We start from the raw sequence: 20,361 nt of genomic DNA on the forward strand, positions 1-20,361 counted from the left end.
GAGGGGGCGGGGGCGGAGGCGATGCAGCTGCCCCGGGCGGTCCGCCTTCGTTCACGCCCAGTGTGAGGGCGCTCGAATCGCCGATGAGCTCGCTCCTCACCCCGGTGCTGTGTCGACCCTGCGGCGGCGGTGGGGGAGGCGCACGCCTGACTGCGCCGGCCCCGCCGAGGAGCTTCACGGTCAGCGACGTGCTCACGCTGGCACCGGCATCGGTGTCGCTCATGGCGGAGCCGTCCACGTGGAGCATCGTCGGGTCCCACACGAACTTCTTCACGACGGCGACCAAGCACACCGCTTCAGGCACCGTCCTCGGGTACCCCGTCACCGCGACGTTCACGCCCGTGTCCTACCGGTGGGACTCCGGCGACGGCACCACGCGGGAGACGACCACGCCCGGAGCCAGCTGGGCGGCACTCGGCCAAGAGGACTTCACCGCAACGGCGACCAGTCACGTCTATCGGGAGAAGGCCACCGTGCAAGCTTCCGTCACCGTCGTCTACACGGCGAGCGTGACCCTCGCGAACGGCACGAGCATCCCCGTCACGGGCACCCTCGACCGAGCCTCCGCGGCTGTGGCGATCGAGCTCTTCACCGCCGACACCGTCATCACCGTCGGCGACTGCAGCGAGCACCCGCAACAGCCCCGCTGCTGACCTGCCCCTGACAACGACCGTCGCGAGCGAAGCCGAGCCAGCGCGAACTCGAGCGCGAACTCGAACCCAGCTCGAGGCGGGCTATTCCTGCCCGTCCTGATCGAAGACGACGGAACCGTCGGGCAGCACCGCCCAGCCCGGGTTGTGCGCCACCTCCCAGACGACACCGTTCGGGTCCTCGACGAGTCCATGGAAGACCCCGCCGAACTCACCCTCCTGCGGCACCTTCAACATCACCCCGCCACCGGAAGCCATGGCCGACACCACCGCGACGACCTCCTCCCGGCTGCCCACATTGTGCGCCAAAGTCACACCGGACACCGTCGACCGCTGCTCTCCCGTGCCCAGGTCACGGTCGAACTTCTCCGCATCGAAGAAACCCAGCACCTGACCGGCCCCGATCTGGAAGAACAGCACCTCGTCCACCACATCCAGCAACGGCTCCCACCCCAGCGCCTCCGAGTAGAAGCGCCGCGCCTCGTCAAGATCACGAGTCGCGAACGTCACGAAGTTCACCTGCTGCTTCACTGGCGACCCACAAACGCCGACAGGTTCTCCAGCGACGACGACATGCCATCGACGTGTTCCCCCTGAGCGATGCCGCTCGGCACGTCGTAGGCCGAGACCGTCACCAAGGTCCCGCCTGGGAACTCCGCCAGCTCCCACACCATCGTCATCGTCCCAGCGAACGTGGGGTCTTCCGACTCGAACACGACCTGCTGCGAGACCCGCTCGTCGGGGACGAGCTCCACGAGCACGGAGGCCGACACATCCCGAGACGCGGACGTCTTCCCGCCACCCGCCGGGGCCTCTGAGTAGGTGAGCTCGAGCACGCTGCGCCCGCCCACCCAGGGCTCGAAGCTGAGGTATTTCCCCGACATGCCCTGCGGCGGCAACCAGGATTCAAGCGCCCGCTGGTCCAGCAGAGCCCCATAGACGCTGGATGCGCTCGCCGGCAGCACCCGGGAGACCCGGTCGACGCGTGGTTCGAAATCGCTTGTCATGACCGGAAGGTAACAACCCGAGGTGGGGATGCGCCGACCGGCCTCCAGAAGAAAATCCGAAGAAGATTCCGACGTGTGTCGATTCCGCCGGCCCTCGTTCGACGCAATAGTAGAAGGGTGCTGACCGGCACCCTGAAACCGGCCCCGAGTGGGTCGCAGACAAGGAGAACCATCATGAAGTTCATGCTCATCATGCGCGCCACCGACGAAGCCAAGGCCTCCTACGAGAACACCGACTTCACCGAGATCATCAATGCCATGGGCAAGTACAACGAGTCGATGATGGAAGCCGGTGTCCTGCTCGCAGGCGAAGGGCTCGCCGACGACCTCAGCACGGCCTTCGTGGTCGACTTCACGGGCGAGCAGCCCGTCGTCACCGACGGCCCCTACGGCGAGACGCATGAGCTCTTCAACGGCTTCTGGATCATCGAGACCGCCACCCGCGACGAAGCCATCCAGTGGGCGTCCCGCGCCCCGCTCCAAGGCCCAGGGTCGAAGCTCGAAGTTCGCCGCGTCACCGACATGAGCGACTTCGAAGGCCATGAGGACAACGAGTACCTCCGCAAGGAAGAGGGCTGGCGTGAGGAGCAGGCGGGCGCCTGAAGCCGGACACGTCTCGAATCCTCATCTCGCCAACGGTCATGACCGCCTCCGAACACGGCCACGAAGCTGAGACGCGCGGCGGCTCCACCGGGAGTGCGAATGCCGACGCCAGCGAAGCTCCACGTGCCAGCGTGGCGGCTATCGACGCCGTCTGGCGCATCGAGAGCGCGAGAATCGTGGCCACCTTGACGAGGATGGTCGGCGACGTCTCCCTTGCAGAGGACCTCGCGCAGGAAGCGGTCGCCGATGCTCTGACGCAGTGGCCAGAGTCGGGCGTCCCGGTCAACCCGGGGGCCTGGCTCACGGCCGTCGCCAAGCGCAAGGCCATCGACGGATGGCGGCGGCGCGAGCGACTCGACGAGCGCTACAGCGCCATCGCGCGAGACCTCAGCGAAGCGGATGCATCTGCGAGCGACGAGTGGGAGCCGATCAGCGACGACGTCCTCCGGCTCATGTTCGTCGCCTGCCATCCGGCACTCTCCCGCGAAGCCCAGGTGGCCCTCACCCTGCGCATCGTCGGCGGCCTGACGAGTGGCGAGATCGCGCGCCTCTTCCTGCTGCCGGTCGCGACCGTACAGCAGCGCATCGTGCGCGCCAAGAAGAGCCTCGCCGCCGCCAAGGTGCCGTTCGAGACGCCCGACCCCAGCGAATGGACCGCCCGTCTCAAGGGAGTCCTCGCCGTGATCTACCTCATCTTCACGGAGGGGTACGCGGCGACTTCCGGCGACCGCTGGCTGAGATCCGACCTTGCGGCCGAGGCGCTGCGCCTCGGCCGCGCCCTCAGCAGCATGCTGCCGCGCGAGCCCGAGGTGCTGGGGCTCGTCGCGCTCATGGAACTGCAGTCCTCGCGCTTCGCGGCGCGCGAAGCGGCGGATGGCACGCCGATCCTCCTCGCAGACCAGGACCGTCGCCGCTGGGACCGATCTGCGATCCTCCGCGGCCGCACCCTCCTATCGCGAGCGGATGCGCTGGGCAAGGGGCGAGGCACCTACTGTCTGCAGGCCGCCATCGCCGAACGTCATGCGGTCGCACCGTCCGTTGCTGACACCGACTGGCAGCAGATCGTCCTCCTCTACGAGGTCCTCGGCCGCATCGCGCCGAGCCCCATCGTCGAGCTCAACCGTGCGGTGGCCGTGTCGATGGCGACGGGACCTGCCAGCGCACTGGCGATCGTCGACCGGCTGGGAGCATCCGGCGCTCTCGCCAGTGGTCCGCTGCTCGCGAGCATCCGAGGGGAGCTGCTGGTGCAGCTCGGGAGGGTCGAGGAGGCTCGCTCGGAGCTGCTGGTCGCCGTCCGGCTGAGCGATAACGAGCAGCAGCGCGGGGTGCTGCAAGGGAAGCTCGACGCGCTCGGAGCCTGAAACCAGGCCACGTCGAACGCGCGTCACGCAGAAACGACCAACTTGCGTGACAGAGGGGCTGCCTGAGCCGAGCTCTGGCCGGATGCATCGGTTCTGTCACGCAAGTTGGTCAGCGGGTGGAGAGGGCGGTCGGGTTGAAGAGGGACCCAGGCCGGAGGTGTCGGCTGGGGCGGTGAACGCTAGGCGCGCTCGAGCACCAGGAGGAACTCGACATCGCCTGTGGGCTCGACGGAGACGAACCCGAGGTTCGGTGCCTCGACGCCGTAGTCGGCGAAGGTCACGGGAATGCTGCCGGCGACCTGCACGGTCTCGCCGTCGAGGCCGGCCGTGATGTCGATGCTCACCTGCTGGCTGACGCCGTTGAGCGTGAGCGTGCCCGTTGCCGGGATGGTCTCCTGCGTGCCTTCTGCGAGGCCATCGAGTGCTGCGACGGGCTCGTCGAGCGTGAAGGTCGCTTCCGGGTTCGTGGCGGTGTCGAGGGCTTCGCTGCGGAAGTACTCGTCGCGGCGCTGCTCGTCGGTGGCGATGGACGCCACGTCGACCGTGATGTCGGCTGCCGTGAGCTCGGTGTCGGTGGTCGTGAGCGTTCCGGAGACGGTCTCGGTGCGTCCGGTGACGGTCACGTCCGTGCCGTTGAGGACCTCGTCGACGCGGTAGCCCGCGTATGAGCCAGCGGCGACGGTCCAGGAGCCGGCGAGCGATCCGACATCGGCGCTGCTCGTGGTCGTGGATTCGATCTCGAGGGCGGGGGCCTCAGCTGCGGGCGCCGCGATGACATCGCGGTAGATCATGGGGCCGAACACTGCGGCCGCGATGCCGATCACCACGACGACAGCCGCGATGACGATGCCGATGGTGGCTTTCTTCGATGGCTTCTTCATAGTTGTAGCTTGAAGCACTTTTCTATGGACAAGCTATGGGTTTGACGTCTCCTTCGTCTGTGCGGGGATGCGCACCTTATCCGTGACGTGTCCACGACGTGGCAGTGACCGACGCACGGCTCCAGCACAACCGCCCCGTCATAGGGTTCGAGTGCACCGCTGTGCGCGCAGCCGTGATTGTCGAAGGGACCCCGGTGAACGACGCCAACGAGACCAGCAAGACTTCCGCCCTCGCATCCCGGCCTTGGCTGGCCGCCTACGCGGAAGACGTGCCCCATGACATCCCGGAGGTGCGGGAATCGCTCGTTGACCTTCTCGACAACGCGGTCAAGCGGTTCGGGTCTCGCCCCGCGCTCGAGTTCTTCGGCGCGGAGACCAGCTACGGCGAGCTCGGCGAGCAGGTGGCTCGGGCTGCCGAGGGGCTCCGCAAGCTCGGAGTCGGGGCAGGCGACCGGGTTGCACTCGTGCTCCCCAACTGCCCGCAGCATGTCGTCGCCTTTTACGCGGCGCTCCGCCTGGGGGCCATCGTCATCGAGCACAACCCGCTGTACACGGCCCGGGAGCTGCGGCACCAGTTCGAAGACCACGGCGCGAAGCTCGCGATCGTCTGGGACAAGGTCGCGGACCTCATCTCCGAGCTGCCGAGCGATGTGGTCCCGGAGACGATCGTCGCCGTCGACATGTCCTCGGCGCTCCCGTTCGGGAAGCGAGTCGCTCTGCGTCTGCCGATCGCCAAGGCGCGCGAGTCTCGCGAGGCCATGACGGCGACACCCTCGGACCGCAGCGTGCTCAAGTGGGAGCGCATCGCGAACGCCAAGCGCATCTCGAAGCGAGTGCCGCATCCCGGCATCGACGACGTCGCCCTGCTGCAGTACACGAGCGGAACGACCGGCAACCCCAAGGGGGCCATCCTCACGCACCGCAACCTGCGGGCGAACGCGGCGCAGGGACGCGCCTGGGTGCCGGGCCTCACCGAGGGGCGCGAGACCTTCTACGGCGTCCTGCCGCTCTTCCACGCGTACGGCATGACACTGTGTCTGACTTTTGCCATGAGCCTCGGCGCCAAGCTCGTCCTCTTCCCGAAGTTCGACGTCGATCTCGTGGTCGCCGCGGCGAAGGCGTCGCCGCCGACGTTCCTGCCCGCGGTTCCGCCCATCTACGACGCGCTCTCGCGGGCGGCCTCCCGCAAGGGAGTCAGCTTCACGAGCATCCGCTTTGCGATCTCCGGGGCCATGAGCCTGCCCGTGAAGACCGTCGAACGGTGGGAAGAGGTCACCGGCGGACTCCTCGTCGAGGGGTACGGCATGACCGAGACCTCACCGGTCGCGCTCGGCAACCCGGTCGGCCCGAGCCGCCGCCCCGGCACGGTTGGCGTGCCGTTCCCGAGCACGCACATCCGTGTCGTCGACCCCGAGGACCCGACCGTGGAGCGTGCCTTCGGCGAACCGGGCGAGCTGCTCATCCGCGGCCCCCAGGTCTTCCAGGGCTACTGGAAGCGCCCAGACGAGACGCGGGAGGTGCTGCTCGCCGGCGGATGGCTTCGCACGGGCGACATCGTCACCGTCTCGGACGACGGGTTCGTGACGGTCGTCGACCGCATGAAGGAGCTCATCATCACGGGAGGCTTCAACGTGAGCCCCTCCGAGGTCGAGGAGGCGCTCACGGCGCATCCCGACGTGGACGGGGCGGCAGTGGTCGGCCTGCCCCGCAGTTCCGGCGGTGAGGATGTGACAGCGGCGGTTGTCCTCCGGGAGGGCGCCGCGTTCGATGCAGACGCCCTTCGTGACTTCTGCCGCTCCCGCCTCGCTTCCTACAAGGTGCCGAAGCGGGTCGTGCAGGTCGACGAGCTGCCGAAGTCGCTTATCGGCAAGGTGCTCCGTCGACAGGTGCGGGACGGGCTCGTCGCGAAGCGCAGCGAGTAGCGCGGGGAGGCTAGCGAACGAGGCTAGCGAACGAGGCGCGCATCGAGCCAATCGAGGAGCACCTCGTTGACTGCGGTGCGAGCGAGCGGCTCGCAGTGGGAGTCGGCCCCGTTGACGGCTGTGAAGCGAACGAGCTCGGCCTCGGGCACAAGCGACGCGAGTTCCTCGGCTTGGCCTGGCCAGAACTGCTCGTTCTCCGGTGCCGTGATGAGCAGCGGAGTCGTGATCGAGCTGGCGATTTCAGCGGTGAGGCGATACTTCTCGACCTCGCGGTAGACGGCGAAGTAGCCGGTGCTGGCGTACGGCTTCGCGCGGAAGCTCCACACGGCGCGCTCCGCCGCACTGTGGCCGAGCCCCAGCTTCATGTACTGGTCGAAGTGCTTCGAGTCGCCCTTCGCAAGTTCGCGGCGCAGGGGAGAGGGCAGGTGCGAGAGCCACGAGGTCGATACGTCCGTCACACCGGGGTCGACCATGGCCGCGGCCACGCGGTGCTCGAACGCGAGCGCTCGTGGCACCCAGTAGCCGGCCTGGCTGACGCCATAGACCGCCAGTCGTGAGGCATCCACGCCCGCGAGGCCGAGGGCCGCATCGATGACCGGCGTCAGCACAGCCTCGAAATCGGGCCTGAAGTGCGACCCCGCGATGAGCTGGCTCTGCTGGCCGGGGCCGTCGAAGTAGAGCACGGCGTAGCCCCGGGCGGCGGCGGAGGCTCCGATCGTGGCATAGAGGTCGGTGAGTGTTCCGTCGCTGCCGTTCACGAGCACCAGAAGCGGAGACGGCCCGTCTTCGGCACCGAACTCGGGACGCTGCAGGTAGCCCGGGAGCCTGCCCCTGCCGAAGGGGATCGAGAGTCGTTCCAACGGCACGCGCCTGAGCTCCGCGAAGCGATCCCAGGCAGCACGGTGCAGTGCGAAGGCGTTCGCGTAGCCGTCATCGTCGCCGATCGCGGCGATCGCGTTCAGGGCATGGCCGTAGTAGGCGGATGCGCGAAGCCATTGGGCGGCGGCCGTCACGGTTCGCCCATTGCCCGTCGAGACCTCGGCAAGCTGCCGCGTGACCTGGGCTCGCGCGAACCACGCCCTGATCCACGACTCGCGCTTCCCGTCCTCGATGGCGGCGAGCGTCGCGAAGATCTCGCCCAGATCGCCGGCACCCGCACCGACAGATCCGAGGACGATCTTGGCTTCGAAGTTCTGGTCTGCGTCGTGGAACAGCGGCCGCGACAGTGCTGGATGGTGCGACATAGCCTCATCATCCTCCTGCCCTGACGGGCCCGGTCCGATCCGCAGGCATTTGGAAGGAAGGTCGGGTCGTTAGGATGCCAGCACGGTTCTCCGGCCAGAGGCGAGCCTAGGGAAGGTGCATCCATGTCGTTCCAGTCGTACCTCGACAACATCGAGGAGAAGACGGGCCTCACGCCGCGTCAGTTCATCGCGATCGCGAAGGAGAAGGGCCTCGACGGCGAGGCCACGAAGGCTGGCGAGATCCTCGCCTGGCTCAAGGAGGACTACGACCTCGGGCGAGGCCACGGGATGGCGCTGGTGCACGTCATCAAGAAGGGCCCGAAGATCAGCGACAAGCACGTCGGGAAGACGGGCCCGCACGGCGACGAGTCCGACACCCTGTGGCTGGATGGCAAGGCGACCAAGCCCTCGGCGGCGGGCGAATGAGCGAGGCAGCGTCCGGCGACGCGACGCAGGGCGCCCAGGCCCAGACCGAGCTCTGCCCTTGCGGAAGCGGGGCCACGTATGCCGCGTGCTGCGGCGTCTTCCATGCGGGCGCGCCGGCGCCAACAGCTGAGGCACTCATGCGATCCCGTTACTCAGCGTTCGCGCGGCGGCTGCCGGACTATCTCAACGCGACCTGGGACTCGGAGACCCGCCCAGCGGACCTCGAGCTCGAGGACGGCACGGTGTGGCGGCGTCTGCAGATCGTCGACACGTTCGACGGGGCCGAAGGCGACTCGACGGGAGTTGTCGAGTTCCGGGCGTCCTACCGTGACGCGGACGGTGCCGGCCTGCTCCACGAACGCGCCCGCTTCACGCGCAACAACGGGCGCTGGGTCTACGTCGACGGCAGGGTCATCCGCGACTGAGGCGGGCACGCCGGAGGGACGTGCCCGCGCGATGTCCAACAGTCAGCGACGCCAGAAAGACGGAGAGGCCTTCATCCCTGCGGGGATGAAGGCCTCTCGCTGTGTCGGCGAAGACGGTCGCCGGTGGCGTCAGCCGGTGTTCTGGAGACCGGCCGCGACGCCGTTCACGGAGAGCAGCAGGAGTCGCTGGAGCTCGGCGGCCTCATCCCCGTCGGGCTTCCTGGCGTCGTCACGCAGCCTGCGGAGCGCGCGCAGCTGCAGGAGCGACAGCGCGTCCACGTAGGGGCTGCGCATCTTCACGGCGCGCTGCAGCACGGGCTTGCGCTCGAGCAGCTCGGCGCCACCTGTGATCCGGGTGACCCAGCTCGCCGTGAGGTCGAGCTCGCTCGTCACCAGCTCGGCGAGCTCCGGGCGGTCGCCGAGCTCCAGGTAGCGGCGGGCGATGCGTCCGTCTGTCTTCGCGAGACTCATCGCGACGTTGTCGATCATCGACCTGAAGAGCGGCCATTCGGCGTAGGCGGCCTGCAGCTGGTCGAGGTCGCCGACCGCGTCGAGCGCCGTGCCGAGGCCGAACCAGCCGGTGAGGTTGATGCGCGCCTGCGTCCACGCGAACACCCACGGGATGGCGCGCAGATCCTCGAGGGACTCCACGGAGAGGCCGCGGCGAGCGGGGCGCGACCCGAGGGCGAGCATCCCGACCTCCTCCATGGGGGTCACACGGGCGAACCAGGGTGCGAAACCGGGGGCCTTCACGAGCGCGAAGAAACGCTCGCGTGAAGCGGAGTCCATGGTCGCGGCGACCCCTGCGTACTTCTGGGCGGCGTCCGCGTTGCGGGTCTCCGTCGACGGGGCAGAGGCGAGGAGCGTCGCCGAGATCACCTGGTCGATGTGCCTGGCCGCGATGTCCGGGTCGCCATACCTGGCGAAGATGACCTCACCCTGCTCGGTCAGCTTGAAGCGACCGTCGACGGAGTGCGGCGGCTGGGCCAGGATCGCGACGTTCGCGGGGCCACCGCCGCGGCCGAGCGCACCGCCGCGACCGTGGAAGAGGGTGAGCTCGATGCCGTTCTCACGGGCCCAGGCGGCGATCTGGCTCTGCGCCTCGTACAGGGCGAGCGTTGCAGCCACTGGCCCGACGTCCTTCGAGGAGTCGGAATAGCCGAGCATTACCTCGAGCCTGCGCCCGTTGCCGGCGAGCAGCTCGACGACCTCGGGCTGCTCGAGCATCTCGGCGAGGATGCGAGGAGCCGCCTGCAGGTCGGCGAACGTCTCGAAGAGGGGGATCACGTTGAGCGCGGGCGGCGTCGCCCCGGGGCCTGTCGCCGCGACGGCGAGCTTGTAGACGTTGGCGATGTCCTCGGACGACTGCGTGAAGGACACGATGTAGCGGCCCGCCGCGCGCGGACCGTGGCGCTCCTGGATGAACGCGATCGAGCGGAACACGTCGAGCACCTCGGCGGCCAGCTCGCTGGGCTCTGCGCCCGCCTGCTGCTCGGCGAGCTCGGCGAGCACCTTGCGGTGCACCTGCGAGTGCTGGCGCACCTCGAGCTCGGTGAGGTGGAAGCCGAACGTCTCGACCTGCCAGATGAGGTGCTGCAGCTCGCCGTAGGCGTGCCGGCCAGCGCCAGCGGCGACAAGAGATGCCTGCAAGATGCGCAGCTCCCGCAGCAGCTCGTCCGGCACCTTGTAGGCGAGGTCCGCGTTGCGTCTCCGGGTCGCCTCGATGCGGCGGGCGATGAGCAGCAGGATGCGGCGGTGCGGCTCCCCGGGGGAGCGCTGGGCGATCTCGGCTGCTGCACTCTCGTCGCCGCTGCCGAGTCGCGCGAGGAGGGTCGCTGCGGCCGGGTCGAGGGGGGTGGTGTCGGCGCCGAGCGTGAGCGTGCGCCCGATTCGAGCCGAGGCGCGTTCGAGGCCGAGGAGGACGTGCTCGGACGCGATGACTGCTGCCTGACGGCTGACCTTCGCGGTCACGAACGGGTTGCCATCTCGGTCGCCGCCGATCCAGGAGCCGACGCGCACGAAGGGCTCAGCGATGGGCTTCGACGTTCCAGAGAGCGCGCCCTGCAGGGCCTCGTCGACTCGGCGGTAGACGCGGGGGACCGTCGTGAAGAGGGTCTCGTCGAAGACGGCCATGACGGTGCGCACCTCGTCGACGGGCGTCGGCTTGTCGCTGCGCAGCGGAGAGGTGCGCCACAGCAGGTCGATCTCCTCGAGCAGGCGACGGGTCAGCTCCTGAGCGGCGGGGCTGCCCTCGGATGCGCCACCCGAGAGCCGCTGTTCGTCGCGTTCCTCGAGCAGGTCGCTGATGCGACGGATCGCCGAGGAGACAGCGCGACGGCGGGCCTCGGTCGGGTGCGCCGTGAAGACGGGGTGGAAGCGCAGGGCGCGGACCCGCACCGACGCGGCGTCCGCGCCGATCTCGTCGCTCAGGCGCGCGAACGCCTGCGAGATCGTGTCCTCCTGCTGCTTCGAGGGTGAGGTGCCGCGGGCGCGGAGCACGCGCACGCGGTGGTGCTCCTCGGCGAGGTTCACGAGGTGGAAGTAGCAGGTGAACGCGCGCGCAACCTCGTCCGCCCGTGCCGGTGAGAGTGCATCCACGAGCTCCTCGGCGGAGGCGAACGAGTCGTTCGCGGCCGCGCCGTCGTGCTCGTAGGCCGAGATCGTGAGGCGCCGCAGCCGCTCGACGTCGTCGAGGAGCTCTGGGCCTCCCGTCTCTGTCAGAACCTGGCCGAGCAGGGTGCCGAGGAGGTGCACGTCAGAGCGCAGCTCATCTGGCAGTTCAGCGCCAGCCTCAGTGCGGCTGGCGGGGGAGTTCGTTGGGGCTTCGAGCATGAGTCCAGGCTACCGATGCCGTGTATCGACAATGTGACACGGCATCCATCATGACCGGGAATGACATCCCCCGAGTGAGGCGAAGGGGAGTGCGGACCGCCGCGGTCACGCCTCTTCTGCAGGGGCCTCCAGGTAGTCCTCGAAGACGGGCGTCTCGAGGCCGTCCTTGGCCGCCAGCATCAGGTCGAGATAGTAGTTCCAGCCTGCCCGGATATCCGAGATCATCGCCACGGGCACCTCGAAGTGCTCGAAGACGAGCCGAGTGGCCTCGCCCCGCACCCCGGACTCCGCCAATGAGACACGCAGATGCCACGATCCGGCTGCATCCTCGGTCGTGAGTTCCAACAGGCTCGGGGGCTCGCAGCGCCAGATCGTCGCCGCGCTTGCTGGGGCGCCCTCCTCTGCCACGAGCTGCAGCCCGATCCGACCGCGCTCTTTGTCAGTGAAGTGCCACGGGCCGATCCACTGGGCCGTCTTCTCGCTCGCCGTGAACCACAGCCACAGCTCCTCCCGAGCGGTGTCCACGCTCCGCTCGAGGCGAATGGTCTCGGTGTCGACTGCTTCGGAACGATCTTCGGACATGCGGGTATCTCAGCACACCGGGTCGAGAACCAGGTCGAATTCGGCGAAACCGTGCCGGATCCCGTTGACCTGCAGCTCGATGGCGTGCACGCCGGCGTAGTAGCGACGAGTGGTGATGGGCCTGACGGCGTGCCGCTTACCGATGCTCAGCGTGGCGCCGGGTGCGAGTTTCGTCGTCGAGATCTTGAACGTCTTCGGGGTGCGGCTGCCGTCCGCCTTCACATGGTGCACGACATAGTCGACGACAAGATCCGCGGCGACCTGCCCACGATTCGTGATGCTGGCGGTGATGAGCAGTTCCTCGCCGAGCACCAGGCTCGCTCGATCAAGCGTGGGCCCGTCCACGACGACCTCCGCCGAGCCGAAGCCGAGCAGGGCCAAGGCGTCGGAGTCACCGCGTTTCACGAGCGTCCTGAGGGCGTGGCGGACGAGCTTCGGCGTGCGCTCGTCACCGTCGGCGAGCCACGCGGCGGCCGTCTCGCGGACCAGGTCCGCGTCGTGCCTGCTGATGTCGTTCAGGTGGTTGGCGACCGAACGGCGAACGTACTCGCTGTCGTCGCGGTAGAGCGCATCCAGAATCGGGATGCAGAGACGCGCATCGCGGGTGATCTCGGCCACACGGGTGCCCCACGGCAGGTACGGCCGCGTCCCCTCAGACGCGAGCCGACGCACGTGCTCGTTGTCGCTCCTTGTCCACTCGAGCATGATCTCGAGTGCCCGCTCGAGCCTCGCCCGCAGCATGGGCCGCACCGCCCACTCGCAGGTCAGCCGAGGGGTGAGTTCCGCGAGGAGCCGCATTCCGTCGTCGAACGCCGGAGCGCCGCCATCGGCGATGGCGGCGGCTGACACCGCGTTCGAGATGGGCCACACCATCCACCCCTCGAGGGACGACGACACCAGCGCGCGGCGAATGATCGAGGCGAACTCGGGGTAGTCGACCGGGAGGTCTTCCAGGATGGCGGCTGCCAGATGGGAACTCCGCGCGCCGAGGGCGAGCCCGTCGAGGCCCTCAGCGGTCGCACGCGTCGCGGAGAGCTGATGGTTTTCGGCCGCCGATTGCAGCAGCTTGACCATCGCGGAAGCCTGCTGGAGTCCCAGGAGCTCATCAGCGAAGGGCATGCTGCGTCTCCTCCTCGAAAGACGTGCCTCGCGCGTCGTCATCCATCTCAGAGATGCCGCCCGTCTGGGAGCCACCGAAGGCTGAGTCCATGAGCTTGCCGACGCGCTCGGCGCTCTCCGGCGTCGTCAGGCCGAGCAGAATGATCCGCCAATGCACCCCGATGCGCTCCAGGAGGTCCTGCCGGTCGGTCAGCGCCCCAGAGAGCAGCTGCGTTCCCGTGAAGGACGAGACGAAGAGCGAGCTGACGTCGTCGGCGCTGAAGTCGCCGCGGATGCTGCCCTCTCGCTGGCAGATCCGAATGACGGGGCGGATGCGCGCAAGCCAGTCCAGATAGGAGCCGTGCGAGAGGAAACTGGAGCCGATCTCCGACGTCACGATGACGCCTGCGAGGACCACGACATCGCTCTGCAGGAGCTTCGCGAAGGCGACGGACACCCTCAGGAGTGCATCGATGCCGCTTGACGCTGATCTTGTCGCCTCGGCCACCGCGTCCGAGGCCCGCGCCGCGTACTCGCCGAGGACTGCCTCGGCGACGGCCTCGCGCGTCGCGAAGTGGTGGTAGAAGGCCCCGTTCGTGACTCCCGAGTTCGCCCGGATGCGCGACAAGGTCGAGCTGGCGAAGCCGTACTCCACGAAGGTCGTGGCAGCGGCGAGCACCAAGCGGCTCCGGGTCTGGATGCTGCGCTGCTGCTGGGGTCCGCCGGCCGATCGGGCGAGGGCATTCATAGCCAGTGAGTGTAGTGACGATCGGGGCAGCACCGCACCCGTTCGGGGTAGGTCGGGGATGCCGGATTCCGCCATATGTGAAGACGAATTCGTCGCGAACAGGAGGCGGATGCCCCTTCGGCGTGCTACGTTGCGCGGAGATTTTCAGCGCGGAGCAACACCGCTCGCGAGGTTGGAGAGCCGTGGGAATACTCGTACATCCGGACCAGGAAGTGCACCCCGCCGTCCGGTGGGCGATCGTCGAGGGGCTGCTTCGAGTTGTCGCCGACCACGGTTCGGGTGCACCGTGGCTGCTCGCGCGACCATTGGAGCGGGCCCTCACCGAGGTCCGAACGAGGCACCTCGACCTCATCTTCCTCACTCGCCTCTCCAGCGAGCCGGCGACATCCGTCGTGCTGCGGGCCCAGGGGCGACGATTCCTGGACGAGCTCGACGACCTCCCGGAGCTGCTCGTACCATCCGCGGTCATGATCGCCAAGGACCGGACCGGAGCGCTGCGGGTCCAAGGCGCACGCCCCGGAGAACGAGGGCAGAGCAGACCGGTGTGGCTGGAGGAGGGAATGGCGGCCTTCATCAGTGACGACCCCCGTCTTCTCGAGGAGGTCTTCTCGCCCCGTTCTGGGCACCTTGACCGGGACGCCTGGCAGTTAATCAAGACCATCCCAGCGGGCACGTGGCTGCACACCCAGGCGGGCAGGAGCCCGCGAGTGCGCGCACTCGTCGACGACCCGGCCCCTTCACCTTCCGAGAGCGAGTGCACGGAGGCTGGGGCTGGCGCCACCAGCAGTTGAGCCTCACTCCGCTCAGCAGGCGCGCCCGCTCACCGCCGCGAGACCGGGCTACCTGGCATCCTTGGGGCATGAAGCTCTCGCATCGCGCCCAGACGGTCGAGCCGTTCCACGCCATGGCGTTCGGGCAGCGCGCCGCTGCCCTCGAAGCCGAGGGCAAGCGCGTCGTGAAGCTCTCCTTGGGGGAACCCGACTTCGGGGCGCCACCCCAGGTTCGGGAGGCGATGCGCGAGGCCATGGACGGTCGACCGCTCCCGTACACCGTCGCGCTCGGTCTCCCAGCGCTGCGCGAGGCGATCAGCGAGTTCTACCGCATCCGTCACGGCGTCGAGGTCGACCCGGCCCGCATCCTCGTGACCTCAGGCGCATCGGCAGCCCTCCTCGTCGTCGTGGCCGCCACCACCGACCCCGGTGACGATGTGATCATGGCCGATCCGTCGTACCCCTGCAATCGGCAGCTGGTCGAGAGCTTCGGCGGGCGGGTGGTCGGCGTCCCCACGAGCATTGAATCTCGCTACCAGCTCGACGTGCCCAGCGTCGAAGCGGTCTGGGGTGAGCGGACGGCCTCGATCATGATCGCGACGCCATCGAACCCGACCGGCACCTCCGTGCCATTCGAGGAGCTTGCCACCCTCTGCGCGTTCGTCCGCGAGCGGGGCGCGTGGCGAATCGTCGACGAGATCTATCTGAACCTCTCCGACCCGGGCGAGGGTGGCACCCCGCCGCGGAGCGTCCTGAACGTCGACCCTGAAGCGATCGTCGTCAACAGCTTCTCCAAGTACTTCGGCATGACCGGCTGGCGACTCGGCTGGGCCGTCCTCCCGGAGGCTCTTGTTCCGGCCGTCGAGAAGCTCGCGACGAACTACTTCCTGTCGGCGTCGGCACCGGCACAGCTTGCCGCGCTCGCTGCGTTCACCCCCGAGTCGCTGTCGATCTGCGAAGAGCGCCGGGTCGAGCTCGCCGATCGTCGCGATCTCGTGCTCGAGGGCCTGAAGCGCATCGGACTCCCCGTTCCGGTGCTGCCCGACGGTGCCTTCTACGTGTACTTCGACGTGTCCCGGACCGGTCTGTCCTCGTGGGATTTCTGCGGACGGGCCCTCGAGGAGGCCCAGGTCGCGCTGACGCCTGGCCGCGACTTCGGGGCGCACACGGGCGAGAGCCACGTCAGGCTCTCCTACGCCGCCTCGCGAACGGAGCTCGTCGAGGGGCTGCGCCGCCTCGAGTCGTTCGTCGAAGGGCTGCTGCCGTGAGCGGGTCTGGCCCCGAACGACTTGATCGCGGTCCTGGTCGAGGGGAGGATGGCTGCATGCCAGTCGTGCGCGTCGAGGGTCTCTCCGTGAAGCGTGGGGGCATGCGGGTGCTCTCCGATGTCGATCTCGCGGTGCCTGCCGGATCGGTGCTGTGCCTCACCGGGTCGAACGGCTCCGGGAAGACGACGCTGCTCCGCGCGCTGGCCGGGCTCGTGAGGCCGAGCGAGGGCCGAATCCTCCTCGACGACGGGCCGGTGGATGAACGGAGTCCGCGGTTCCGGCGAAGCCTCGCGGCCTTGCTCGGATCGGTCCCGTTCTCGCTGACCCTGACTGCCAGAGAGCATCTGACGGCGGTCGCAGCGTCGTGGGGGACCAGCACGCTCGAGGGGGAGCGTTCCGCCGATTCGGTGCTGGCGCGCCTCGGCATCGAGCACCTTGCGACGCGGTTCCCGCACGAGCTCTCGTCCGGGCAGTTCCAGATGCTCTCGCTGGCCACGGTGCTGGCGCGCCCGTTCGACGTGCTTGTGCTCGACGAACCCGAGCAGCGTCTCGACGAGGAGCGACGTGAGCTGCTTGCCCGCATCCTGACGGAAGAGCGAGACAGGGGCGCGACGGTCATCGTCGCGACCCACAGCCGAGCGCTCATCGAGGCGCTGGGCGCGGACGAGTTGCGGCTTGCCGGGGAACGCGAACGCGACGGCGACAACCAGGGCAAGGGCGGTGGGCGTGCGGCGGCGTGAGGGTGCGTATCGCGCGTACCTTGCGGGAGCGGTGGTGCTCGTCGCGGTCGCGCCGCTGGCGCGGATGCTGTTCATCGCGCTCCTGGAACCGGCCTCGATCGCCTGGCTCACGTCCCCGGCGTTCGCGGAGCAGCTGCGGGTCTTGTCTGCGGCGGTGGTGCCGCTCGGCCTGCTGGTGGGGACGACTCGTGGTCCGGCACTTCTTGATCCCTTCGCGACGGTCACCCTCGGTTCCAATCACGTGCCGAGGCGCCGCTCGTTGCGGCGGCCGTTCCGGCGGAGTGTGCTCGCTGCCTCGGTGGGGACGGGGATTCTTGTCTGTCTCCTGGGGGCCGCACTGGTCGTGGGCTCCGGGGCTCCTCTGGTGCCAGTGGCGTGCTTCGCGGCGGCCGCAGTCGCACTGGCCTACCTCGGCGTGGTCGCGGCACTCGTGGGGCAGGTCATCGGCAGCCTGCGCGCATGGGTGGCGGCGATCGCTCTCGGTCTTCTCGGGGTGTCGCCCCTTGGGGTCGGGGCCTGGTTCGGGTCGATCTGGACCGGCGTCGTGGGCCGGAGTGGTGGGAACGGTCAAGGGCTTCATTCGGCCCTCGAGGGTTTTCTTGGTCATGACGGCGGCCTGAGTCTCGTTCTCGTCGGTGCGCTGGCGCTCCTCGGGGTCCTGGCGGCTGCGCTTGTATCCGTCCCTCGGCTGCTGGACCGACTGCGGGGTGACGCGCTCCTTCGTCAAGCTCGGCGCCGTGAGGCTGCCGCGTTCGCTGCAGCTGCCGGGGAGCTGTCTGGCGCATCGGCGGCCTACCGCGAGTTGCCCTCGGTGGGGAGGGGGCTTCATGCCGTCGTCGGCGGGCCGCGCGTGCTCTCCATGCTCGTCCGCGATGCAGTCGGTGCGTTGCGGACACCGCAGCGCACCGCGTTCGGGCTCGTCGGGGTTGTGGTCGCGGCCCTCCTCATGGGTCTGGCGGTCAGCCCGTCGGCGGTCACCGCGCTGGCCGCGCTCGGCGGCTCCATTCTGATGTTCCTCGCCCTGGCCCCGTTCACCGAGGGGTTCCGGCATGCGGCAGACGCAGCGGCCGGTGCCGCCGTCTTCGGAACGCCTACGGCAGAGCAGTTCCTGCTGCACGCCGTGTTCCCGTTGATCGTCATCCTCCTTGTCGTCGGTGTCACGCTCCTCGTCTCGAGCGGTGGCGGTGGTGGTGCCGCGCCCCTGCTCGCAAGCCTCGCCATGGTCGCCGTGCGCGCCTACGAAGCGGGCCGCGGGCACCTCCCTCCGCTGCTCCTGACGCCCATGCCGAGCGAGGTCGGCGACGTGTCCGTGCTCGCGAGGCTCGTCTGGCAGCTCGACTCGGTCATCATCGCTGCGCTCCTCGGGCTCGCCACGACGATGCTCTGGACCGTGGGCCTTCCTGTCGTCTCGGTCGTGCTTCTGCTCGCGGGCGCGTTTGTGCTCGCTCTCGCGACGAGATCGCGCCTTCGTCACCTCCGCGGGTAGCGCACCTCGTAGCGCGCTTCTACGAACTGTCCCCGGGCGTGCGCTGAGGTCAGGTGCAGTGCATCCGCTTCAATGCGGCGGGGGAGCACCGGAGCGCCGGAGGCCAGGGTGACCGGCGCGATCGAGAGGCGGATCTCAGTCAGATTGCCCGAGTCGTAGAACTGGCCGGCGAGGTCTCCGCCACCCACGACCCAGACATTGCGGTCGCCGCCGGCGGCAGCGATGGCGCCGATGTGGTCGGCGACGGCACCCCGCACGAGGTGGATGTCGAGTCCCTCAGGGACGGGCAGGTCGCGGCTCGTGAACACGAACGTCGGCCGGTCGGCGTAGGAGGCTCGCCACTTCTCGGGATGCTCGTCGAGACCCTCGTGGTCGTAGACCCACTGGTAGGTGGTCGATCCCATCACGAGCGCCCCGATGCTCGCCAGGAACGAGGCGAAGCTGTCGTCGTCGGGCTGGTCGACGACGAACAGCCAGTCGAGAGCGTCGTTGTCGTCGGCGATGAAGCCGGAGAGGGTTGTGGCGGTGTTGTAGATCACGTTCGTCATGCGAGGAAGGTAACCCCGACCTCCGACATTCGGGAGAAGGCGACACGCGAGCGGTCTCGGGAATGCGGCATCCATCCCAGACGCTGTGCTCAGCATGCGCAAGAAAATCGGCTTCCTCTCGTTCGGGCACTGGCACCCGTCTCCGCAGTCGGGCACGCGAACGGGCGGTGATGCGCTCGTGCAGTCCATCGAACTCGCGGTCGCGGCGGAAGAGCTCGGCATCGACGGCGCCTACTATCGCGTGCATCACTTCGCGCGACAGCTCGCTGCCCCATTCCCGCTCCTGGCAGCCGTCGGGGCTCGGACCAGCCGCATCGAGATCGGCACCGGCGTCATCGACATGCGCTACGAGAACCCGTTGTACATGGCAGAGGAGGCTGCCGCTGCCGACCTCATCAGCGCACACGCCGGCGGCGAGGGGCGGCTCCAGCTCGGTCTGAGCCGAGGATCGCCCGAGCCTGCCCAGGACGGCGCGCACGCGTTCGGCTTCACACCGCCTGAAGGCAAGACCGATGACGAGCTGGCTCGCGCCAAGACGGAGCTGTTCCGAGCGGCGATCACCGGTGCGGGGCTCGTCGCCGGCAACCCGCAGATGACAGGTTCGACGGCGCCGCTCCCCATCCAGCCACAGTCCGCCGGCCTGGACGACCGGATCTGGTGGGGCTCCGGGAGCCGCGCCAGCGCCGTGTGGGTAGCGGAGCAGGGCATGAACCTCATGAGCTCGACGCTGCTCACGGAAGACACGGGCGTGCCCTTCGACGAGCTTCAGGCCGAGCAGATCCAGGGGTACCGCGACGCATGGGCAGCCGCAGGACACCGTCGAGAGCCCCGGGTCTCGGTGAGCCGCAGCGTCATTCCCATCACCACCGACGAGGACGTGACCTACTTCGGCGGGCGAGGTGGCGGGGAGGGCGATCAGGTCGGCGTACTCGATGGGATGCGTTCACGCTTCGGTCGCACCTACCAGAGCGCTCCCGATCGTCTCGCCGAGGAGCTCGCAGCGGATGCTGCCGTCCAGGCGGCGGATACCCTCCTGCTGACCGTGCCGAATCAGCTCGGTGTCGCCTACAACACGCGGATGCTCGCCACCATCGCCGAGCACATCGCTCCGGCGATCGGCTGGTCGCGCGAGGCGTAGTCGACAGTCCGGGTCAGCGCAGGACTCGGTAGCGCAGATGCACGACGCCCGACTCGAAGGTTCGTGAGTCGAGCAGCTCGAGGTTCGTGCGGCGGTCGTTCTGTGAGAAGAACGGCGTGCCGCCTCCGACGAGGACGGGGCAGATGCGCAGCAGGTACTCGTCGATCAGATCGAGATCAGCCACCTGATGCGCCAGCTCTGCTCCACCGATCGCGATCGGTCCTTCTCCCGGTTCAGCCTTCAGGCGCTCGATCTCCTCGGCGAGTCCGTCTCCAGCGATCCGCGTATTGCCTTGCACCTCGGTGATCGTGTTCGAGAACACGATCTTCGGCAGGGCACGCCAGAGCTCGGCGAACTCCGTCTCGAGCTCCCCGTAGTCCCGCGCTTCATCGGTCGGCTCCCAATAGACCATCGTCTCGTAGAGGCGGCGACCCATCAGGTGGAAGTCGGCTGCTCGAACCTCCTCAGTCGCCAAGCGGAACACCTCTTCGCTGGGGTCCCCCCAGTCGAAGCTGCCGTCCGAGTCCTTGATGTAGCCGTCGAGGGTGAGGGCCAGTGAGTAGGTGACCTTGCGCATCAGCGAACCTCCTTGTTCGTGCCTTTGAATCTACCACCGGCTGGGGCGGCAAAGG

21 protein-coding genes and 1 pseudogene are annotated in these 20,361 nt (G+C 68.4%); 12 read left to right on the forward strand and 10 right to left on the reverse strand.

Features of this window, described 5'->3' with window-relative positions; all coding sequences use genetic code 11:
* Positions 1 to 83: 83 nt before the first annotated feature.
* Entirely contained in the window at positions 84 to 653 is a 570-nt protein-coding gene (locus tag GV007_RS06735) for a hypothetical protein (RefSeq protein WP_160071611.1), read from the forward strand.
* Positions 654 to 734: 81 nt separating this feature from the next.
* On the opposite strand, the gene GV007_RS06740 is transcribed toward GV007_RS06735, so the two are convergent.
* Positions 735 to 1,181, reverse strand: a complete 447-nt coding sequence (locus GV007_RS06740; RefSeq protein ID WP_160071612.1) for a VOC family protein — start codon at positions 1,179 to 1,181, stop codon at positions 735 to 737.
* Entirely contained in the window at positions 1,178 to 1,657 is a 480-nt protein-coding gene (locus tag GV007_RS06745) for an SRPBCC domain-containing protein (protein WP_160071613.1), read from the reverse strand. Before GV007_RS06745 ends, GV007_RS06740 begins: the two co-directional genes overlap by 4 nt.
* 174 nt (positions 1,658 to 1,831) lie before the next feature.
* Between GV007_RS06745 and GV007_RS06750 the strand changes: the two genes are divergently transcribed.
* Complete coding sequence (locus GV007_RS06750; RefSeq protein WP_104241075.1) at positions 1,832 to 2,260, forward strand: YciI family protein; 429 nt, start codon at positions 1,832 to 1,834, stop codon at positions 2,258 to 2,260.
* 38 nt (positions 2,261 to 2,298) lie between these two features.
* Positions 2,299 to 3,621, forward strand: coding sequence for an RNA polymerase sigma factor (locus GV007_RS06755; RefSeq protein ID WP_160071614.1), 1,323 nt, complete (start codon positions 2,299 to 2,301; stop codon positions 3,619 to 3,621).
* 179 nt (positions 3,622 to 3,800) lie between these two features.
* Here GV007_RS06755 and GV007_RS06760 read toward each other — a convergent pair whose 3' ends face one another.
* Complete coding sequence (locus GV007_RS06760) at positions 3,801 to 4,502, reverse strand: YceI family protein (protein WP_160071615.1); 702 nt, start codon at positions 4,500 to 4,502, stop codon at positions 3,801 to 3,803.
* 194 nt (positions 4,503 to 4,696) lie between these two features.
* Between GV007_RS06760 and GV007_RS06765 the strand changes: the two genes are divergently transcribed.
* Complete coding sequence (locus GV007_RS06765; RefSeq protein ID WP_160071616.1) at positions 4,697 to 6,424, forward strand: long-chain-fatty-acid--CoA ligase; 1,728 nt, start codon at positions 4,697 to 4,699, stop codon at positions 6,422 to 6,424.
* 23 nt (positions 6,425 to 6,447) lie between these two features.
* Here GV007_RS06765 and GV007_RS06770 read toward each other — a convergent pair whose 3' ends face one another.
* Positions 6,448 to 7,668, reverse strand: coding sequence for an alpha/beta hydrolase family protein (locus tag GV007_RS06770; RefSeq protein ID WP_160071617.1), 1,221 nt, complete (start codon positions 7,666 to 7,668; stop codon positions 6,448 to 6,450).
* Between the two features lie 123 nt (positions 7,669 to 7,791).
* On the opposite strand from GV007_RS06770, the gene GV007_RS06775 reads away from it, so the two are divergent.
* The 3 genes and pseudogenes from GV007_RS06775 to GV007_RS06780 all read left to right on the forward strand — a co-directional run bounded on the left by GV007_RS06775 (position 7,792) and on the right by GV007_RS06780 (position 8,519).
* Entirely contained in the window at positions 7,792 to 8,094 is a 303-nt protein-coding gene (locus GV007_RS06775; protein ID WP_160071618.1) for a DUF4287 domain-containing protein, read from the forward strand.
* Positions 8,091 to 8,168, forward strand: a pseudogene (locus GV007_RS19440) (hypothetical protein); the annotation flags it as partial. The gene GV007_RS06775 and the pseudogene GV007_RS19440, both read left to right, overlap by 4 nt.
* Before the next feature lie 63 nt (positions 8,169 to 8,231).
* Positions 8,232 to 8,519, forward strand: coding sequence for a YchJ family protein (locus GV007_RS06780; protein ID WP_442960384.1), 288 nt, complete (start codon positions 8,232 to 8,234; stop codon positions 8,517 to 8,519).
* 129 nt (positions 8,520 to 8,648) lie between these two features.
* On the opposite strand, the gene GV007_RS06785 is transcribed toward GV007_RS06780, so the two are convergent.
* The 4 genes from GV007_RS06785 to GV007_RS06800 form a co-directional block, all read right to left on the reverse strand.
* Entirely contained in the window at positions 8,649 to 11,351 is a 2,703-nt protein-coding gene (locus tag GV007_RS06785) for a phosphoenolpyruvate carboxylase (RefSeq protein WP_160071620.1), read from the reverse strand.
* A 105-nt stretch (positions 11,352 to 11,456) separates the two neighbouring features.
* Positions 11,457 to 11,933, reverse strand: coding sequence for an SRPBCC domain-containing protein (locus GV007_RS06790; RefSeq protein WP_160071621.1), 477 nt, complete (start codon positions 11,931 to 11,933; stop codon positions 11,457 to 11,459).
* A 9-nt stretch (positions 11,934 to 11,942) separates the two neighbouring features.
* Positions 11,943 to 13,052 carry a DNA alkylation repair protein gene (locus GV007_RS06795; protein ID WP_160071622.1) on the reverse strand — a complete coding sequence of 370 codons (1,110 nt, stop codon included), beginning with the start codon at positions 13,050 to 13,052 and terminating at the stop codon, positions 11,943 to 11,945.
* A complete protein-coding gene (locus tag GV007_RS06800; protein WP_160071623.1) occupies positions 13,039 to 13,779 on the reverse strand; it encodes a TetR/AcrR family transcriptional regulator in 741 nt (246 codons plus the stop codon). The genes GV007_RS06795 and GV007_RS06800 overlap by 14 nt, the downstream gene beginning before the upstream one ends.
* Positions 13,780 to 13,961: 182 nt before the next feature.
* On the opposite strand from GV007_RS06800, the gene GV007_RS06805 reads away from it, so the two are divergent.
* The 4 genes from GV007_RS06805 to GV007_RS06820 all read left to right on the forward strand — a co-directional run bounded on the left by GV007_RS06805 (position 13,962) and on the right by GV007_RS06820 (position 18,043).
* Positions 13,962 to 14,570 carry a hypothetical protein gene (locus tag GV007_RS06805; RefSeq protein WP_160071624.1) on the forward strand — a complete coding sequence of 203 codons (609 nt, stop codon included), beginning with the start codon at positions 13,962 to 13,964 and terminating at the stop codon, positions 14,568 to 14,570.
* A 68-nt stretch (positions 14,571 to 14,638) separates the two neighbouring features.
* Positions 14,639 to 15,817, forward strand: a complete 1,179-nt coding sequence (locus GV007_RS06810) for an aminotransferase class I/II-fold pyridoxal phosphate-dependent enzyme (protein ID WP_160071625.1) — start codon at positions 14,639 to 14,641, stop codon at positions 15,815 to 15,817.
* A 56-nt stretch (positions 15,818 to 15,873) separates the two neighbouring features.
* Positions 15,874 to 16,557, forward strand: a complete 684-nt coding sequence (locus GV007_RS06815) for an ABC transporter ATP-binding protein (protein WP_160071627.1) — start codon at positions 15,874 to 15,876, stop codon at positions 16,555 to 16,557.
* Entirely contained in the window at positions 16,544 to 18,043 is a 1,500-nt protein-coding gene (locus GV007_RS06820) for a hypothetical protein (protein WP_236558394.1), read from the forward strand. Before GV007_RS06815 ends, GV007_RS06820 begins: the two co-directional genes overlap by 14 nt.
* Here GV007_RS06820 and GV007_RS06825 read toward each other — a convergent pair.
* Positions 18,028 to 18,591, reverse strand: coding sequence for a dihydrofolate reductase family protein (locus tag GV007_RS06825; RefSeq protein WP_160071630.1), 564 nt, complete (start codon positions 18,589 to 18,591; stop codon positions 18,028 to 18,030). The two genes, GV007_RS06820 and GV007_RS06825, sit on opposite strands and share 16 nt — an antisense overlap.
* A gap of 94 nt (positions 18,592 to 18,685) precedes the next feature.
* Here GV007_RS06825 and GV007_RS06830 point away from each other — a divergent pair, with 94 nt between their 5' ends.
* Positions 18,686 to 19,729 (forward strand): LLM class flavin-dependent oxidoreductase, encoded by a 1,044-nt coding sequence (locus GV007_RS06830; RefSeq protein WP_160071632.1) that lies wholly within the window; start codon positions 18,686 to 18,688, stop codon positions 19,727 to 19,729.
* Between the two features lie 13 nt (positions 19,730 to 19,742).
* Here the strand turns inward: GV007_RS06830 and GV007_RS06835 are convergent, their stop codons facing one another.
* Entirely contained in the window at positions 19,743 to 20,306 is a 564-nt protein-coding gene (locus GV007_RS06835) for a dihydrofolate reductase family protein (RefSeq protein WP_160071633.1), read from the reverse strand.
* Between the last annotated feature and the right edge of the window lie 55 nt (positions 20,307 to 20,361).

It is taken from the genome of Pseudoclavibacter sp. 8L (assembly GCF_902506465.1).
GTDB lineage: Bacteria > Actinomycetota > Actinomycetes > Actinomycetales > Microbacteriaceae > Pseudoclavibacter.

What these genes read in the sequence shown, in the direction of transcription:
- GV007_RS06795 (WP_160071622.1), bottom strand. Translation starts at nt 13,052, where the DNA reads ATGCCCTTCGCTGATGAGCTCCTGGGACTCCAGCAGGCTTCCGCGATG.
- GV007_RS06745 (WP_160071613.1), bottom strand. Translation starts at nt 1,657, where the DNA reads ATGACAAGCGATTTCGAACCACGCGTCGACCGGGTCTCCCGGGTGCTG.
- GV007_RS06810 (WP_160071625.1), top strand. Translation starts at nt 14,639, where the DNA reads ATGAAGCTCTCGCATCGCGCCCAGACGGTCGAGCCGTTCCACGCCATG.
- GV007_RS06830 (WP_160071632.1), top strand. Translation starts at nt 18,686, where the DNA reads ATGCGCAAGAAAATCGGCTTCCTCTCGTTCGGGCACTGGCACCCGTCT.
- GV007_RS06750 (WP_104241075.1), top strand. Translation starts at nt 1,832, where the DNA reads ATGAAGTTCATGCTCATCATGCGCGCCACCGACGAAGCCAAGGCCTCC.
- GV007_RS06770 (WP_160071617.1), bottom strand. Translation starts at nt 7,668, where the DNA reads ATGTCGCACCATCCAGCACTGTCGCGGCCGCTGTTCCACGACGCAGAC.
- GV007_RS06800 (WP_160071623.1), bottom strand. Translation starts at nt 13,779, where the DNA reads ATGAATGCCCTCGCCCGATCGGCCGGCGGACCCCAGCAGCAGCGCAGC.
- GV007_RS06755 (WP_160071614.1), top strand. Translation starts at nt 2,299, where the DNA reads ATGACCGCCTCCGAACACGGCCACGAAGCTGAGACGCGCGGCGGCTCC.
- GV007_RS06815 (WP_160071627.1), top strand. Translation starts at nt 15,874, where the DNA reads ATGCCAGTCGTGCGCGTCGAGGGTCTCTCCGTGAAGCGTGGGGGCATG.
- GV007_RS06735 (WP_160071611.1), top strand. Translation starts at nt 84, where the DNA reads ATGAGCTCGCTCCTCACCCCGGTGCTGTGTCGACCCTGCGGCGGCGGT.
- GV007_RS06835 (WP_160071633.1), bottom strand. Translation starts at nt 20,306, where the DNA reads ATGCGCAAGGTCACCTACTCACTGGCCCTCACCCTCGACGGCTACATC.
- GV007_RS06780 (WP_442960384.1), top strand. Translation starts at nt 8,232, where the DNA reads ATGCGATCCCGTTACTCAGCGTTCGCGCGGCGGCTGCCGGACTATCTC.
- GV007_RS06775 (WP_160071618.1), top strand. Translation starts at nt 7,792, where the DNA reads ATGTCGTTCCAGTCGTACCTCGACAACATCGAGGAGAAGACGGGCCTC.
- GV007_RS06760 (WP_160071615.1), bottom strand. Translation starts at nt 4,502, where the DNA reads ATGAAGAAGCCATCGAAGAAAGCCACCATCGGCATCGTCATCGCGGCT.
- GV007_RS06825 (WP_160071630.1), bottom strand. Translation starts at nt 18,591, where the DNA reads ATGACGAACGTGATCTACAACACCGCCACAACCCTCTCCGGCTTCATC.
- GV007_RS06790 (WP_160071621.1), bottom strand. Translation starts at nt 11,933, where the DNA reads ATGTCCGAAGATCGTTCCGAAGCAGTCGACACCGAGACCATTCGCCTC.
- GV007_RS06785 (WP_160071620.1), bottom strand. Translation starts at nt 11,351, where the DNA reads ATGCTCGAAGCCCCAACGAACTCCCCCGCCAGCCGCACTGAGGCTGGC.